This is a genomic window from Vibrio sp. 2CM40D, assembly GCF_023161825.1.
Taxonomy (GTDB): domain Bacteria; phylum Pseudomonadota; class Gammaproteobacteria; order Enterobacterales; family Vibrionaceae; genus Vibrio; species Vibrio alginolyticus.
The window spans coordinates 38,796-54,366 of the sequence record NZ_JALNTL010000015.1 but is presented as its reverse complement, the minus strand read 5'-3'; the positions used below and the strand labels follow the sequence as shown (position 1 = coordinate 54,366).

The window sequence follows — 15,571 nt, the reverse complement described above, 5'->3', positions numbered from 1 at the left end:
ATCGACTTATAATAAAAAAGGAGCCACTCGGCTCCTTTTTTGCATTCATATTTTGGAAAATGCTATGCGTAGTAGGTTTCTACCGCATCAATAAAAGCATGCACATCATCTTTGCTTAACGCGTTGATTCCTGCCGCCGCCTCTCGGCCCCCACCTGTCGGGAACTGACCACACACGGCCACGGCACCTTGTTTATTGTTTAACGGGGCACGAAGTGAAACCGTATAAGTCCCATCTGCATTTTCAGTAAGTACCGCATGCGCAGAGTCAGGGGTTTGGTTTGCCAGCCAGTTGCCATAAACACCACTGATTCGGCGTGATGCCGCCGTGTTTGGTAACTCAAACAACTTTAGCTTACCGCTCTCATGCATGGCAGGCACTGCGAGAGCCGCCTCCATGTCTTGTTGGTAAGCCGATTGCAATTGGTAGTATGGCGAGGCCGTATCTTCAATAGCTTCAAATGGTGACGTGTACTTCAGCAAAGCTCGGTACAGCTCCGCAGGGTGAAAGTGTAAATCTTCGACTTTCGATCCGTAGCCGTTGTAGTTAATTAAAGTACCCAGCTCTTTTAGCTGCTCTTTCTGTTGCTGCGACAAGCCCGCGTTATTCGCTAACTCATCGGCTTTAGCAATCATGTTATCGCCATAAGCCGCCGTAATCGCCCAGTCATGAAAACGCCCATCAAGCAACTTATCGACAATCAACGCCGTGCACATGTTGGCATCGAGATCGATGTGCGCATCCAAATTACCATGCTGAGGAATGTCGCCCGCTTTGTGATGATCGGCGTAAAAGACGTGCGCGCCTTGAGCCAAAGCTTGCTCTAGACCTGCCATGTTCTTTTCCATCGAAATGTCTAACACAGTCAGCTCATCACCCGCTTGCACATCTACTTTTTCCACCAGCTTGATGTCGCGCTTTACACCGGTTATTAACTGGGCATCGACAGGATCAGCCAAACGCAATTGTAGAAGAGCAATGATGCCATCAGCATCACCATTAAAAATGTCGTAATTCATGGGGCGATAGTTCCTTTATCGAGAATCTTATCCCTGCAAGGGTTTTTAGCGTATGGGACTATTGTGCGTGGCATATTTGACAAGTCAACTCGAGCCACGACTCGAAAATGAGAGTGACTCTCGAAATATTAAGCAGTTTGACGTTTAACTGTGTAGATTGCTAACCGCATCTTCTAATAACAGTAGCTGCTCTAAGCCCTGCTCAGTTGCTAATGGCTTAACGACATTAAGCATCTGCAACATCCCTTGCTTCACCATTTGCTCGGTAATGTTGGTTTTTGAAGCCATCGCGGATTGATACGCCAACCAACTACACGCAATCAAGTGCAATGTACATACCAATGACTTCAACTGTTGTTGATCGACATTCAACAGCTTCATCGTTACGAACTCTTGCATAATAGCAATGAGGTTCGCTTGCAGCTTCTCTTGCACATCGATGTACTGTTCGTGTAGCTGTTCATCTCGTGACAAGATTTCTGGTAAGTTTGCGTAGAAAAAGCGGTATTTCCACATCAAGGTAAAAATAGAGTCTAGGTAGCTCTTCAGCATAGTCAGGCTCTCTTGCGAACCTTGAATAGGGGTAAATCTTTCTAAAAGTTCTGCTGAATAAAGCGCAAAGATCTCACGAACGATTTCTTGCTTATTGCGGAAGTGGTAATACAGATTACCAGGGCTAATTTCGATGTGATCGGCAATGTGATTGGTGGTGATGTTTCGCTCACCATGTTGGTTGAACAACTCCAGTGCCGCGTAGACGATTTTGTCGCGCGTTTTCATTGTTATCGTGTTCCCTCTTCATTAACGAATCGAGTATAGCGACTTCACCAACCTAGGTCGATAGAGGCTCCAAATACGGTAACATAACAGACCAGTTAAGATGCCAGTTGAGTTGGCGACAAGGTCTAACCAAGAAGTTTGTCGCCCTACATACCCTTGCAACCACTCAATAACGGCGCTGAATAGCAAAATACCAATCGCCACCGCCCAACGTTGACGCCAACGCCACACGCAAAAGCAACCTAAAAACGCAAAGCCGCTATACGCCATAGCGTGCTGCATTTTGTCGAGATACGCGATATTGCCCCAGTCTTGCAGTTCACCTGAACTCAGAGATAAAAAAGCGATCAATATGGCGTAGCTAAAGATGACGAAACGTGCAGCCGTCAGGTTCATTGGACGTCCTTATGCAATTGGAAATGGAAAGGCCGTCACTTGATCAATGTGGTCACAGCCTAGCGCCAGCATGATCAAACGATCGATACCCAACGCGACCCCTGCACAATCTGGCAACCCTGCTTCCAGTGCAGAGATCAGATGATAATCGATCGGCTGTGGTTTTAAACCCATTTCGATACGCTTTGCGTTATCTTGTTCAAAGCGCGCTAATTGCTCTTTCGGGTTATCCAGTTCATGAAATCCGTTCGCCAGCTCTATCCCCTTAAAGTACACTTCAAAACGATCCGCGACGCGATGATCTTGAGGATTGATTTTCGCAAGCGCCGCCTGTGATGCAGGGAAGTCGTACACAAAAGCCGGCACGTCCTGACCAATTTTGTTTTCTACTCCCACGCTAAATAGTAGTTGCAGCAGCGTATCGCGATCTTCTTCTGGCTCAGCAATGTCACTCAAACCCAGCTTGCTTGCCGCCGCTTTCAGCTCAGTCATCGAGCCTTCCAGTGGACACACACCCAACACATCAATTAAGGCTTGCTGATACGTCATGCGCTGCGCTGCGCCACACTTCAATACCAGCTGCAACAGGTCATCCATTTCATCCATCAATTTATGATGGTCAAAGCCAACGCGATACCACTCCAACATCGTGAATTCAGGGTTGTGGTAGCGACCATTCTCTTCATTACGAAATGCTTTGTTGATTTGATAAATACAACCGCTGCCCGCAGCCAAAAGGCGCTTCATATGGAATTCTGGGCTGGTCATAAAAAACAGCTTACTGCCATCGGCATAGCCTGGGCCAACAAACTCGGTTTGGAAAGTATGCAAATGGATGTCAGTCACGGTTGCGTGACTCATGGCTGGCGTATCGACTTCCATCACCTGTCGGTCAGCGAAGAATTGTCGAATCGACGCGATTAACGTCGCACGTTGACGAAGTTGGTCAATGGAAGCAGTAGGTTGCCAGTTGGTTTGCATAACAAGTCTCTCAAACTTTAATTCAGCGAGGAAAGTCTCATTCTACATGCTTTTTCCTCTTCAAGAAGAGAGGAATATCCCTTCTTCTTTTTACTAATGTGCTCGCAAATTTGAGGCAAGCATTACTCGTGCCGCAGAACAAAAAACACTCAGTTAAAATCCTATTATCCATGCGGTTAATGTCACGCAACACGGGTTTAACATCCCTAATGTTAATGCTTGAGGGCCAAAACCTCGATGCCGTGATAGCAGTCACATAACCTATAAATTCTATGCCCTTAAGTGCATTACCGAAGCAAAAACCCAATTACATCAATTTTTCTGCCATGTGGCTCATCTACACTAACCCTACTACTTTTGGGGAGTTCTTTTTAAGGAGCGCCTCGTAATGACAATAACAAGCGGATTTCCGCAATCACACACTGGAGGATAACTGTGCAAATTATCACCACAGATATCGCAGTCATCGGCGCAGGCGGCGCTGGTCTTCGTACTGCTATTGCAGCGGCTGAAGCAAACCCAGACTTAGAAGTCGCTCTGATTTCTAAAGTTTATCCAATGCGCTCCCACACGGTCGCTGCAGAGGGTGGCTCAGCAGCAGTTATCAAGGATGAAGATAGCTTAGACAACCACTTCAACGACACTGTTGGCGGTGGTGACTGGCTATGTGAACAGGATGTTGTTGAATACTTTGTAGAGAACGCGACTCGCGAAATGATCCAAATGGAGCAATGGGGTTGCCCATGGAGTCGTAAAGAGAACGGTGAAGTCAACGTACGCCGCTTTGGTGGTATGAAGGTTGAACGTACTTGGTTCGCTGCAGACAAAACTGGCTTCCACATGCTTCATACGCTATTCCAGACATCAATGAAGTACAGCAACATCAAACGTTTTGATGAGTACTTTGTGGTGGATCTGCTTGTTGATGAAGGCGAAGTTCAAGGTCTGATTGCTATTCACATGTCTGAAGGCGAGCTTGTTACTATCAAAGCAAAATCTGTTGTTCTAGCAACAGGTGGCGCGGGCCGTGTTTACCACTGTAACACCAACGGCGGTATCGTAACGGGCGATGGTATGGCAATGGCTTACCGTCACGGCGTTCCTCTACGTGATATGGAATTCGTTCAATACCACCCAACCGGTCTTCCAGGCACAGGTATCCTGATGACGGAAGGTTGTCGTGGTGAAGGCGGTATCATCGTTAACAAGAATGGCTACCGTTACCTACAAGATTACGGCATGGGCCCTGAAACTCCAGTTGGCCAACCGAAGAACAAATACATGGAACTGGGTCCTCGTGACAAAGTTTCTCAAGCTTTCTGGCACGAACAACAGAAAGGCAACACCATCAAACACCCACTGGGTGACGTGGTGCACCTAGACCTTCGCCACCTTGGTGAAGAGTACCTACAAGAGCGTCTACCGTTCATCTGTGAGCTAGCAAAAGCTTACGTAAACGTAGACCCAGCAAAAGAGCCGATTCCAATTCGTCCAACCGTTCACTACACCATGGGTGGTATTGAAACGGACGGCGGCTGTGAAACTCGCATTAAAGGCCTATTCGCGGTTGGTGAATGTGCATCTGTTGGCCTTCACGGTGCGAACCGTCTAGGTTCTAACTCACTGGCTGAATTCGTGGTATTTGGCCGCGTAGCTGGTGAAAACGCAGTGAAACGTGCGGCAGAATTCAAAGGCTGGAACGACGCGGCAATTGACGCGCAAGTAAAAGCAGTTGAAGAACGCATCGCGAAACTGATGAACCAAGAAGGCGACGAAAACTGGGCAGAGATCCGCACAGAAATGGGTCACACCATGGAAGCGGGCTGTGGTATCTACCGCCAAGAAGATTTGATGCAAGCGACTATCGACAAAATCACTGAGTTGAAAGAACGTTACAAACGCATCAGCATCAAAGACAAAGGTAAAGTGTTCAACACAGACCTTCTATACGCAATCGAAGTGGGTTACGGCCTAGAAGTCGCAGAAGCGATGGTTCACTCTGCGATTCTACGTAAAGAATCGCGCGGCGCGCACCAGCGTCTAGACGACGGTTGTACAGAACGTGATGACGTGAACTTCCTAAAACACTCACTTGCTTTCTACAAGCCAGAGTCAGCACCAAGTATCGATTACAGCAATGTGACCATCACTAAGTCACAACCAAAAGCTCGTCTATACGGTGAAGCAGCAGAAAAAGCAGCGGCTGAAGAGAAGAACGCAGAGGAGCAAGCATAATGTCAGCAAATCGCATTCAAAAAGTAGACATCCTGCGTTACGACCCAGAAAAAGATGCAGAACCATACAAGCAAACATTCGAAGTCCCATTCGATGAAACCATGTCTGTACTTGACGCACTTGGTTACATCAAAGACCACCTAGACAAAGATCTGTCTTACCGTTGGTCTTGCCGTATGGCGATCTGTGGTTCTTGCGGCATCATGGTGAACAACGTACCGAAACTTGCTTGTAAGAGCTTCCTACGTGACTACCCAGACGGTGTGGCTATCGAGCCTCTAGCGAACTTCCCAATCGAGAAAGACTTGATTGTTGATATGACGCCATTCATCGAGCGCCTAGAAGCAATCAAACCATACATCATTGGTAACGATCGTAAACCAGAAGACGGTACGAACTTGCAAACGCCAGAACAGATGGCGAAATACAAGCAATTCGCTGGCTGTATCAACTGTGGTCTGTGCTATGCAGCATGTCCTCAGTTTGGTCTTAACCCAGAGTTCATCGGTCCTGCTGCACTAACGCTAGCCCACCGCTACAACCTAGACAGCCGTGACAACGGTAAAGATGAGCGCATGAAGCTTATCAACGGTGAAAACGGTGCTTGGGGTTGTACGTTTGTTGGTTACTGTTCTGAAGTTTGTCCGAAGAACGTTGACCCAGCAGCGGCAGTAAACCAAGGCAAAGTGGAGTCTTCTATGGACTTCGTGATTGCTATGTTGAAACCTGATGGTTCACCAAAGAAAGTGGAGGCATAAGGATGAGCAATCGTAAACCTTACGTTCGTGAAGTAAAACGCACTTGGTGGAAGAACCATCCTTTCTACCGCTTCTACATGCTACGCGAAGCTACGGTGCTTCCGTTAATCCTATTCACTCTGTTCCTAACTTTCGGTTTAGGTTGCTTGGTGAAAGGTCCTGAAGCATGGCAAGGTTGGTTGGCATTCATGGCGAACCCAATCGTAGTCGCAATCAACATCGTTGCACTACTCGGTAGCCTATTCCACGCTCAAACTTTCTTCAGCATGATGCCACAAGTAATGCCAATTCGTTTGAAAGGCAAACCAGTGGACAAGAAGATCATCGTATTGACTCAGTGGGCCGCTGTTGCGTTTATCTCACTGATCGTTCTCATCGTGGTGTAAGGAGCTGAGCAATGAAACCGAATTATAGTGTAAACACATCACCAAAACGTTCTGATGAGCCAATCTGGTGGGGTCTGTTTGGCGCAGGTGGTACTTGGTTCGCGATGATCACGCCAATCACGGTATTGGTGCTGGGCATCTTGGTCCCACTAGGCGTGATTGATGCAGAAGCGATGAGCTACGAGCGTGTCTCCGCATTCGCAACCAGCATCATCGGTGCGCTATTCATCATTGGCACGCTAGCATTGCCAATGTGGCATGCAATGCACCGTGTACACCACGGCATGCACGACCTTAAGTTCCACACTGGTGTGATTGGTAAAATTGCATGCTATGCATTTGCAGGCCTCATCACTGCACTAGCAGTTATCTTTATCTTCATGATTTAAGAGACTGACCAAAAAAGAAAAAGCTGGCTAAATGCCAGCTTTTTTATTGCTTTGGGTTACCTATGATCTTTTTGCTTTTTAAGCTTTTGACCACCCATGATCTTATTGCTGTGTGACCTTCTTTGTCTGGTCCATAAGACCCAGAGCACCAAAGCCAGTAATCACATCTAGGTTTGTTTTCAAGCCCGTTTCGTCACTTCCACCAATGTAATTTTGTGGCATCTGAACTTGGAAGTTTTGCAAATTGTTGTACAGTGAGTTCGCTACGTCTCGATTCAATTCTGCCAAGTAAACTTCACGGTTTGCTCCTAACGCCGCATACTTACCTTTAAGGACTTCAGATTCTGCGCGACCTTTCGCTAATATCGCTTTCGCTTCAAACTCAGCAGAAAGTGCGTTCGCTTTTTGAATCGCTAAGTTAGCCTCTGCGATAGCTAGCTCTTTCTCCTTCTCGACTTCAGCAAGTCGTTTGGTTTTTTCCACTTCAACGATTTCACGCTCTGCAATCTGACGTGCAACTTCCACTTCTTTTTGCTGAGCAATAATTGCGAGTTCTTTACCACGCTGAGCGTCTTGCACCTCACGTGTTCGTTGAATCTCTTTGCGTAACTGCTCGGTCTCTGCCTGTGCTTTCGACGTTTCTTGTTCCTGAATCGCGCGAATACGATCCGCCACTAAACGCTTTTTATCTGCCAATAGCTGATCTAATTGCTTTTCTGGCTGCGGGTCACCAATGGTCACCTGCGTCACTTGAATACCGTATTGTTGTAACGGATTGTCTTGACGAATCGGTTGCCCGGTTTTGTCTACGACAGGTACGGTTTTCCAAACCAGTTGATTGGTGCGCTGTAATTGGTTCGGATTAGCTTGATTCGCCCCAACAGGCGCAAGATCCAACTCTTCCACTTCAACCTGACGTCGCTCTGTTAGATAAATCCCCTCTCGTAACTGATCGCCAAGTTTCGATTTGAACTGGTTCAAACCACCTTGGAAAAACTCTTCACCCGTGTATTGGGTTGCGGTAATCACCGTTACGTTACGTGCGTTCTTTACAAGCAGCGCATCGATCAAGTTACTGTTGTTGCGGAACTCTTTATGCATCTTCTTCACCGCTTCAGGGTCATTACTGAGCTTAAAGCGGAATGTTACGGGGATCTGACCAATATAGGTGTCGGCAAATCGAACCTGAATCGCATCAAGACGTTGATAAAAATCTTCGCCCTTGCTGTTACCGAATGACACAGTGATCACTTGGTCATACTTGGTGATTTTGGACAGAAATGGCATACGAAAATGAATGCCAGGTTCAGTAAACACATCCAACTCACCAGTAATATTATTCTGATGCACGTAGCTGTAACCCGCATCGGTCATCAGCACCGAGCTATTAATCGTTAAGCCTATTGCCAACAGCGGTACGCCAAATACGGCTGCTTTTAATCCTTTATGTAGTAACTGACGTCTTTCTTCCACCTTTAAACCCCTTCCTAAACCTCTGCTTTCCATTTTGTTCTCCTTTTTTGGATTGTTACTGAGTTAAATCGATAAAAATCAGATTGCTATGCAACTCAGCAACAAGTACTAATGTATCAAAATGTTACATTAAGGAATAATCGACAGATTCATGGAATAAATAAGATTTTTACGAATAATACAAAATCATCAAAAATTTGCGGAGGATATCGATGTTTTACGCAGAGGGATTAAAAGAGAAGAATCACAGGCAATAAAAAAGGCCGCCGAAGCGACCTTTCTAACAATCATATAAAGTGCTTACTTCACACGACCTACGTATTCAGCAGTACGAGTATCTACGCGAATCACTTCACCAATTGAGATGAACAGAGGAACACGAACAACAGCGCCAGTTGATAGCGTCGCTGGTTTACCGCCAGTACCTTGAGTATCACCTTTCAGGCCTGGATCTGTGTCTACAACTTCTAGCTCAACGAAGTTTGGTGGAGTAACAGTAATTGGGTTACCGTTCCAAAGAGTGATCATACAAGTGTTGTTTTCTACCAACCACTTAGCGTTTTCACCTACCGCTTTTGCATCCGCTGCGATCTGTTCAAACGTTTCACTGTTCATAAAGTGGTAGAATTCGCCGTCTGAATATAGATAATCTAGGTCGATATCCATTACGTCTGCCACTTCACAAGTGTCACCAGACTTGAATGTTTTCTCTAGCACTTTACCAGAAAGAAGTTTACGAATTTTAACACGGTTGAACGCTTGGCCTTTACCTGGTTTAACGTATTCGTTTTCCAGAATTACACAAGGCTCGTTATCAAGCATTAACTTAAGACCGCCTTTAAATTCATTGGTGCTAACTGTAGCCATTTTTTCCTCTTACATTCTTAGAGCTAAATTCAATGCCGCACATAATAACCCGAAAAGTCGAATCTGTTGAGCAAAACTGGCTCAAACAGTTGGCGAATGGGATCTCTGATCCTGCAAAATTGCTCGAAATACTGGAAATTGATCCTTCACCGTGGCAAGACGGGTTTGCCGCGCGCAAGCTGTTTGCACAGCGTGTACCGCAAAGTTTTGTCGATAGGATGGAGAAAGGCAACCCTAAAGACCCTCTTTTACGTCAGGTTTTACCACTGAGCGACGAATTTGAGGTGCATCCGGGTTACTCCAATGATCCATTGGAAGAGCAGGACAATGAAGTCCCTGGCCTGCTACACAAGTATCGCAACCGCGCCCTGATGATTGTCAAAGGTGGCTGCGCGGTAAATTGCCGTTACTGCTTTCGTCGTCACTTCCCTTATCAAGAGAACAAAAGCGGGAAACAAGCCTGGACCAAGTGCTTAGAGTACATGGCACAACAACCAGAGTTGAACGAAGTCATCTTCTCAGGTGGTGATCCATTAATGGCAAAAGACGATGAGATTCATTGGCTTTTAGAGCACATTGCTCACATTCCTCACATCAAACGTCTGCGTATTCATAGCCGTTTACCTGTGGTGATTCCAGCTCGAGTCACTGATGAACTATGCCAACTTCTGCAAGCATCAAGGTTACAAATCATCCTCGTCACTCACATCAACCATGCCAACGAAATCAATGACGAATTTGCTGAACAGATGTTCAAGCTCAAAAGAGCGGGCGTTACGCTTCTAAACCAAGGCGTTCTGCTGAAAGGCGTGAATGATTCGGTAGAAGCTCAAGTGGCGTTAAGTGAGGCCTTATTTGACGCGGGTATCTTGCCTTATTACCTCCACGTTCTTGATAAGGTGCAAGGCGCAGCGCACTACTTTATTTCGGACGAAGAAGCGAAAGCTATTATGCGCGGACTCATCACGCGTGTATCGGGTTATCTGGTACCAAAACTCACACGAGAAGTTGGTGGCAGGCCAAGTAAAACGCCGTTGGATTTGCATTTAGAATAAGCTCTGACACTCAATTAAATTTGTCGTCTAGATTGATTATTTTTGTTCGCTTTGCACGGTAAGTCTATGCATACTCCGCACTTTTGGAGGTCAAGATGCATACAGCATTCGAACAAATTTTCGATCTTGGCCCATTCAGTTGGCCTGCCCTACTATGCTGCGCCATTAATGGGCTCATGATCGGTATAGAGCGCCAAACTCGTGGTAAACCGGTTGGCATTCGCACAGCAATATTAATTATTTCAGGCACCTACCTGTTTATGTCGATGGCAGTGTCGTTATCGCCAAATACACTTGATCAAGCACGAGTGCTTGGTCAGATCATTACTGGCGTCGGCTTCTTAGGCGCTGGCGTTATGATGACACTTGATGGAAAAATCCATGGCGTAACATCCGCGGCTGTAATATGGGTGCTAGCAGGTTTAGGTTTGATGATAGGTTTGGGTTATTTAACGCAGTCGGTGGTTATTACTCTCCTGACATTAACCGTGTTGTTAGGTGTGGATAAAGCAGAAAACCACATCAAAGCATTACGCCGCGGTGTTCATCAAAGAATTCAACAACGCAAAACTTCATCACGATTAATTAAATAGTTAACGCTCCGAGAAACTCGCTTCATCTCATCAGCAATTAAAGAGCCCTCGACGAACATCGAGGGCTTTCTGTATATAAAGATTCTGACTTTCTCAGGGATTACTTAGCAAAGTTGATGAGTGGGAAACACTTGAAGAAACCGTTATCCGCACAGTTCAAAAGACCAATTTGCACACCATCGATTTGATCGGTCATGTTGAAGAAACCAAACTGGAAATTAGACTTCTTAGAGATACTCGCTAAGCCCACATCCGCCATGGTGTAGCCTTCAGAATAGTTCACCGCGCTCCAGTTCAAGCCTTTTACGTTGTTCGTAATGTTAACAGCACCCAAGTTAACACCCGTCGTCTGACCTTGGTTCCAGTTAACTAAGCCTAAAGACGCGCCTTTCATTTCTTGATTTACTTTTGCTGCGCCAAAAAACAGACCGAAGTTCACACCTGTCGTACGATCCGTTTCTGACATACCAAGCAGTGAAAAGTCGACACCTTTAACCTCATTTACCTGCCCATGCAACACAGCTAAACGAACGCCACCTACTGAAGAATTAGAGGGTGCGTTTGTGTTATCGATAGTAGAGAACATCACAGGTGTACTGTCGGCAAAAGCAACAGGTGATGCGATAGCGGCTGCAACCGCCAATGACGTCATAAGCTTTTTCATTTTCATCTCCATGATGGGAAGCAACAATTTACAACATAGTGTAATGTTCAGATTTTGCTCTGTCCCCGTTCAAAAAGTGTTAGCAATAGGTCAGATTTAACCATCTGACTCAAAAGAAAAAATATTTCTCTTCGATTTTTTGCTTCTGAAATGGCGCTTTTTACGCTCAAAAATTTCATGATAAGCCACACCAGAACGTCATGTTTCTCAGGTGACACGCATAAAAAAGTCGAGGCATCTGCCTCGACTTTTAAGGGTTTGGTCGGTTATCTTTCCGCTATAAGGTTTCCCTAGAGCGATGAGATAAGCTGGCTTACATCATGCCGCCCATACCGCCCATGCCACCCATGCCGCCCATGTCAGGCATCGCTGGCGCGTCTTTTTGCGGTAGGTCAGTAACCATCGCTTCAGTTGTGATCATCAGACCTGCAACCGATGCTGCGAATTGTAGTGCAGAACGAGTAACTTTAGTTGGATCTAGGATACCCATTTCTAGCATGTCGCCGTATTCGCCTGTTGCCGCGTTGTAACCGTAGCTACCTTCACCCGCTTTCACGTTGTTCGCAACAACTGAGTCTTCCTCACCTGCGTTCTTCGTGATTTGACGGATTGGCGCTTCCATTGCACGTAGTGCAACGCGGATACCAACGTTTTGTTCTTCGTTGTCACCCGTTAGGTGAGCAATCTTAGATGCCGCGCGGATAAGTGCAACACCACCACCAGCAACAACACCTTCTTCAACCGCTGCGCGAGTTGCGGCTAGCGCATCTTCTACACGGTCTTTCTTCTCTTTCATTTCAACTTCAGTCGCAGCACCAACTTTGATTACTGCAACACCGCCAGCCAGTTTAGCTACGCGCTCTTGTAGTTTCTCTTTGTCGTAGTCTGAAGTTGCATCTTCGATTTGTTGACGAATCTGAGCAACACGGCCAGAGATCATCTCTTCTTCACCGATACCATCGATGATAGTCGTGTTTTCTTTCGTGATAGAAACACGCTTCGCTTGACCTAGATCTTCTAGTGCAACTTTTTCTAGCTCTAGACCGATCTCTTCAGAAATCACAGTACCGCCAGTTAGGATAGCGATGTCTTGTAGCATTGCTTTACGACGGTCACCGAAGCCAGGTGCTTTCACAGCTGCAACTTTTACGATGCCACGCATGTTGTTCACAACCAATGTTGCTAGCGCTTCGCCTTCTACATCTTCTGCAATGATAAGCAGTGGACGAGATGCTTTCGCGACAGCTTCTAGCGTTGGAAGAAGCTCACGAATGTTTGAGATCTTCTTGTCTACTAGAAGAATGAATGGGTTTTCTAGATCAACACTGCCTGATTCTTGGTTGTTGATGAAGTAAGGAGACAGGTAACCGCGGTCGAACTGCATACCTTCTACTACGTCTAACTCGTCTTGTAGCGCCTGACCTTCTTCAACCGTGATAACGCCATCACGACCCACACGCTCCATTGCTTCTGCAATGATATTACCTACGCTTGCGTCTGAGTTTGCAGAGATAGTACCAACCTGCGCGATCGCTTTTGTGTCGTTACATTCAACAGAAAGCTCTTTTAGTTGCTCAACTGCCGCGGCAACAGCTTTGTCGATACCACGCTTAAGATCCATTGGGTTCATGCCCGCAGCGACTGCTTTTAGACCTTCGTTAACGATAGATTGCGCTAGTACCGTTGCTGTTGTTGTACCGTCACCCGCTGCGTCGTTTGCTTTAGACGCAACTTCTTTAACCATTTGTGCGCCCATGTTCTGGAATTTATCTTCCAGCTCGATTTCACGCGCTACTGATACACCATCTTTAGTGATAGTTGGTGCACCAAAAGATTTGTCTAGAACGACATTACGTCCTTTAGGACCCAGTGTTACTTTTACTGCGTCAGCCAGAACGTTTACACCTTCCAGCATTTTAACTCGTGCGTCATTACCAAATTTAACGTCTTTAGCAGCCATCTTTGATTTCCTTTCTAAAATTCTTTGTGTGTAATTTCGTAATTGAATCTGAGCAAAAAATTACTCAATGATTGCTATTATTCAACGATCGCCATGATGTCGTTTTCAGACATGACAAGCACTTCTTTACCGTCGATTTTTTCAGTTTTTGTACCGTAACCTTCAGCGAAGATAACGGTATCACCGACTTTAACGTCTAGTGGCAGTACGGTGCCGTTTTCTAGGATGCGGCCTTTACCCACAGCTAGAACAACACCGCGAGTCGATTTTTCTGCAGCAGAACCAGTCAGAACGATGCCACCAGCAGACTTAGATTCAACTTCTTTACGTTCAACGATAACTCGGTCATGTAATGGACGAATGTTCATCGGTCGTCTCTCCTGAAAATTTCCATGTTTATTTGATAATTGTCCTTAGGGACTGTAGCCCCAGACACGTGATCCCTATATAAGGGGTCGAAGCAGCGATCCCAAGGGGGTGGCACAAAATTTTTGTGACTTAGTTAAAATAACGAACAACTAGGCAACGGTTTGCGTTAGAAATGCTCACTCGCTCGGCATCTCGCTTTCTTGTATCCTTGCATTTTGCTCACCAGATAGTTGTCACACATGCAGGAAAATAACAAGCTGGAACCCCAAGCGACCGATAAGCATGGTTTGTTGACCGCACCCATTCCTGAAACGCTGCGGAAAATGACCGTACCCATGACCATGGGCATGATCGCAATTTTGATGTTTAACTTGGTGGACACGTTTTTTATCTCGTTGCTTGGCACTCAAGCGCTAGCAGCTATCAGCTATACCTTCCCTGTCACCTTTGCGGTTAACTGCATTACGATGGGGATTGGGATGGGACTATCGACCAATATTGGTCGCTTGCTTGGGCAAGGTCATGCACCACAAGCTGCACGGTTCACCACCCACGGTTTGTTATTAGCCGTGTTACTTGTGGCTATCGCGTCTTCTATTGGCTTTACCACCATTTCGCCATTGTTTCGTTTTCTTGGTGCGTCTGATGATCTCATCCCTCTTATTGAGCAGTATATGCAGGTCTGGTATCTCACCATTCCTCTGCTAGTGATCCCAATGGCGGGCAACAGTGCTATCCGAGCTACTGGCGACACAAAAACACCAGCAAAAGTAATGATGTTGGCTGGTTTGATTAATGGCATGCTCGATCCATTGTTGATTTTCGGTTATGGCCCTTTTCCGGAACTTGGCATTCAAGGCGCAGCCATAGCAAGTGCCTTTAGCTGGTTAGGTGCTTTGTGTGGCTCATTCTATGTGCTAATTAAACGGGAAAAATTGCTTGCTCAACCCCAATGGGCTTTGCTGAAACAAGACTGGCAACAGACACTAAAAATTGGTACCCCTGCTGCGCTATCAAACGCGATGAATCCGTTGTCCGGTGCCATTCTGATGATGCTGTTATCCAACCACGGTACAGCGGCGGTTGCTGCTTACGGCGCAGCGCAGCGTATTGAGTCCATATTGATTCTAGTATTGATGTCGCTGACCTCTGCCCTCACACCGTTTATGGCACAAAATTTAGGAGCCAAACAACCGCAACGAGCCTTTTCCGGTTTATTTATTAGCATGCGTTTTGCAGTGGTATTCCAAGGGTTTATCTTCTTGATGATGGTACCGCTGAGCATTCCTCTGGCTGCGCTGTTTTCTCAGGAAGATGCGGTGAAAAACCTGCTTTGGCATTATTTACTGGTGGTGCCATTTAGTTATGGCTTCCAAGGCATCGTGATGATGTTAGTCAGTGGTTTGAATGCGATGCACAAGCCATTGCGTGCATTCCAGTGGAGCTTTATGCGGCTGTTCATTTTTACCTTGCCATCGGCGTGGGTCGGGAGCCAAATCTACAGCATTGAAGGCTTGTTTATCGGTATCGCGGTTGGGAATACGTTGGGTGGGCTACTGGGCTACTTGTTTGCGCTGCGCGAGCGCAAATTAACGCTCATAGAGCAGAGCAGCGTGTCTTAACACTCGTCTATCACTAGTTTCTTT

At 46.2% G+C, this 15,571-nt stretch carries 16 protein-coding genes; 7 read left to right on the top strand and 9 right to left on the bottom strand.

Annotated elements, in window-relative coordinates; all coding sequences use genetic code 11:
- Window positions 1–62: 62 nt before the first annotated feature.
- From MTF70_RS22455 to epmA, 4 genes are all read right to left on the bottom strand, one after another.
- Window positions 63–1,019 (bottom strand): acetyltransferase, encoded by a 957-nt coding sequence (locus MTF70_RS22455; RefSeq protein WP_053307392.1) that lies wholly within the window; start codon window positions 1,017–1,019, stop codon window positions 63–65.
- Between the two features lie 144 nt (window positions 1,020–1,163).
- Window positions 1,164–1,799: a TetR/AcrR family transcriptional regulator gene (locus tag MTF70_RS22450; protein ID WP_005381480.1), complete on the bottom strand. Its 636-nt coding sequence runs from the start codon at window positions 1,797–1,799 to the stop codon at window positions 1,164–1,166.
- A gap of 21 nt (window positions 1,800–1,820) precedes the next feature.
- A complete protein-coding gene (locus MTF70_RS22445) occupies window positions 1,821–2,195 on the bottom strand; it encodes a VanZ family protein (RefSeq protein WP_005381482.1) in 375 nt (124 codons plus the stop codon).
- A gap of 9 nt (window positions 2,196–2,204) precedes the next feature.
- Window positions 2,205–3,176 carry an elongation factor P--(R)-beta-lysine ligase gene (epmA, locus tag MTF70_RS22440; protein WP_205461571.1) on the bottom strand — a complete coding sequence of 324 codons (972 nt, stop codon included), beginning with the start codon at window positions 3,174–3,176 and terminating at the stop codon, window positions 2,205–2,207.
- A gap of 435 nt (window positions 3,177–3,611) precedes the next feature.
- Here epmA and frdA point away from each other — a divergent pair, with 435 nt between their 5' ends.
- The 4 genes from frdA to frdD are packed head-to-tail and all read left to right on the top strand — an operon-like array spanning window position 3,612 to window position 6,944.
- Complete coding sequence (gene frdA / locus MTF70_RS22435; protein WP_005381487.1) at window positions 3,612–5,411, top strand: fumarate reductase (quinol) flavoprotein subunit; 1,800 nt, start codon at window positions 3,612–3,614, stop codon at window positions 5,409–5,411.
- On the top strand, window positions 5,411–6,169 hold the full coding sequence (locus tag MTF70_RS22430; RefSeq protein ID WP_053307393.1) for a succinate dehydrogenase/fumarate reductase iron-sulfur subunit: 759 nt from the start codon (window positions 5,411–5,413) through the stop codon (window positions 6,167–6,169). Before frdA ends, MTF70_RS22430 begins: the two co-directional genes overlap by 1 nt.
- 2 nt (window positions 6,170–6,171) lie before the next feature.
- Window positions 6,172–6,555 carry a fumarate reductase subunit FrdC gene (frdC, locus tag MTF70_RS22425; protein ID WP_005381491.1) on the top strand — a complete coding sequence of 128 codons (384 nt, stop codon included), beginning with the start codon at window positions 6,172–6,174 and terminating at the stop codon, window positions 6,553–6,555.
- An 11-nt stretch (window positions 6,556–6,566) separates the two neighbouring features.
- On the top strand, window positions 6,567–6,944 hold the full coding sequence (frdD, locus tag MTF70_RS22420; RefSeq protein ID WP_005381493.1) for a fumarate reductase subunit FrdD: 378 nt from the start codon (window positions 6,567–6,569) through the stop codon (window positions 6,942–6,944).
- A gap of 102 nt (window positions 6,945–7,046) precedes the next feature.
- Here the strand turns inward: frdD and MTF70_RS22415 are convergent, their stop codons facing one another.
- Together MTF70_RS22415 and efp are read right to left on the bottom strand one after the other, a co-directional pair.
- Entirely contained in the window at window positions 7,047–8,450 is a 1,404-nt protein-coding gene (locus MTF70_RS22415) for an SPFH domain-containing protein (protein ID WP_005381498.1), read from the bottom strand.
- 267 nt (window positions 8,451–8,717) lie between these two features.
- The gene (efp, locus tag MTF70_RS22410; protein WP_005381500.1) at window positions 8,718–9,284 is read right to left on the bottom strand and encodes an elongation factor P; all 567 of its coding nucleotides are present in this window, start codon (window positions 9,282–9,284) and stop codon (window positions 8,718–8,720) included.
- Between the two features lie 32 nt (window positions 9,285–9,316).
- Between efp and epmB the strand changes: the two genes are divergently transcribed.
- Entirely contained in the window at window positions 9,317–10,339 is a 1,023-nt protein-coding gene (epmB, locus tag MTF70_RS22405; RefSeq protein ID WP_053307395.1) for an EF-P beta-lysylation protein EpmB, read from the top strand.
- Window positions 10,340–10,434: 95 nt separating this feature from the next.
- Window positions 10,435–10,932 carry an MgtC/SapB family protein gene (locus MTF70_RS22400; RefSeq protein WP_005381504.1) on the top strand — a complete coding sequence of 166 codons (498 nt, stop codon included), beginning with the start codon at window positions 10,435–10,437 and terminating at the stop codon, window positions 10,930–10,932.
- 100 nt (window positions 10,933–11,032) lie between these two features.
- Here the strand turns inward: MTF70_RS22400 and MTF70_RS22395 are convergent, their stop codons facing one another.
- From MTF70_RS22395 to MTF70_RS22385, 3 genes are all read right to left on the bottom strand, one after another.
- Window positions 11,033–11,596, bottom strand: coding sequence for a hypothetical protein (locus tag MTF70_RS22395; RefSeq protein ID WP_005381507.1), 564 nt, complete (start codon window positions 11,594–11,596; stop codon window positions 11,033–11,035).
- 313 nt (window positions 11,597–11,909) lie between these two features.
- The gene (gene groL / locus MTF70_RS22390; protein ID WP_005381509.1) at window positions 11,910–13,556 is read right to left on the bottom strand and encodes a chaperonin GroEL; all 1,647 of its coding nucleotides are present in this window, start codon (window positions 13,554–13,556) and stop codon (window positions 11,910–11,912) included.
- A gap of 77 nt (window positions 13,557–13,633) precedes the next feature.
- Complete coding sequence (locus MTF70_RS22385; protein WP_005381516.1) at window positions 13,634–13,924, bottom strand: co-chaperone GroES; 291 nt, start codon at window positions 13,922–13,924, stop codon at window positions 13,634–13,636.
- Between the two features lie 240 nt (window positions 13,925–14,164).
- Here MTF70_RS22385 and MTF70_RS22380 point away from each other — a divergent pair, with 240 nt between their 5' ends.
- Window positions 14,165–15,547, top strand: coding sequence for an MATE family efflux transporter (locus MTF70_RS22380; RefSeq protein WP_053307396.1), 1,383 nt, complete (start codon window positions 14,165–14,167; stop codon window positions 15,545–15,547).
- The last annotated feature ends 24 nt before the right edge of the window (window positions 15,548–15,571 follow it).

What these genes read in the sequence shown, in the direction of transcription:
- MTF70_RS22415 (WP_005381498.1), bottom strand. Translation starts at nt 8,450, where the DNA reads ATGGAAAGCAGAGGTTTAGGAAGGGGTTTAAAGGTGGAAGAAAGACGT.
- groL (WP_005381509.1), bottom strand. Translation starts at nt 13,556, where the DNA reads ATGGCTGCTAAAGACGTTAAATTTGGTAATGACGCACGAGTTAAAATG.
- epmA (WP_205461571.1), bottom strand. Translation starts at nt 3,176, where the DNA reads ATGCAAACCAACTGGCAACCTACTGCTTCCATTGACCAACTTCGTCAA.
- MTF70_RS22380 (WP_053307396.1), top strand. Translation starts at nt 14,165, where the DNA reads ATGCAGGAAAATAACAAGCTGGAACCCCAAGCGACCGATAAGCATGGT.
- MTF70_RS22430 (WP_053307393.1), top strand. Translation starts at nt 5,411, where the DNA reads ATGTCAGCAAATCGCATTCAAAAAGTAGACATCCTGCGTTACGACCCA.
- MTF70_RS22385 (WP_005381516.1), bottom strand. Translation starts at nt 13,924, where the DNA reads ATGAACATTCGTCCATTACATGACCGAGTTATCGTTGAACGTAAAGAA.
- epmB (WP_053307395.1), top strand. Translation starts at nt 9,317, where the DNA reads ATGCCGCACATAATAACCCGAAAAGTCGAATCTGTTGAGCAAAACTGG.
- frdD (WP_005381493.1), top strand. Translation starts at nt 6,567, where the DNA reads ATGAAACCGAATTATAGTGTAAACACATCACCAAAACGTTCTGATGAG.
- MTF70_RS22400 (WP_005381504.1), top strand. Translation starts at nt 10,435, where the DNA reads ATGCATACAGCATTCGAACAAATTTTCGATCTTGGCCCATTCAGTTGG.
- MTF70_RS22455 (WP_053307392.1), bottom strand. Translation starts at nt 1,019, where the DNA reads ATGAATTACGACATTTTTAATGGTGATGCTGATGGCATCATTGCTCTT.
- MTF70_RS22445 (WP_005381482.1), bottom strand. Translation starts at nt 2,195, where the DNA reads ATGAACCTGACGGCTGCACGTTTCGTCATCTTTAGCTACGCCATATTG.
- frdC (WP_005381491.1), top strand. Translation starts at nt 6,172, where the DNA reads ATGAGCAATCGTAAACCTTACGTTCGTGAAGTAAAACGCACTTGGTGG.
- efp (WP_005381500.1), bottom strand. Translation starts at nt 9,284, where the DNA reads ATGGCTACAGTTAGCACCAATGAATTTAAAGGCGGTCTTAAGTTAATG.
- MTF70_RS22395 (WP_005381507.1), bottom strand. Translation starts at nt 11,596, where the DNA reads ATGAAAAAGCTTATGACGTCATTGGCGGTTGCAGCCGCTATCGCATCA.
- MTF70_RS22450 (WP_005381480.1), bottom strand. Translation starts at nt 1,799, where the DNA reads ATGAAAACGCGCGACAAAATCGTCTACGCGGCACTGGAGTTGTTCAAC.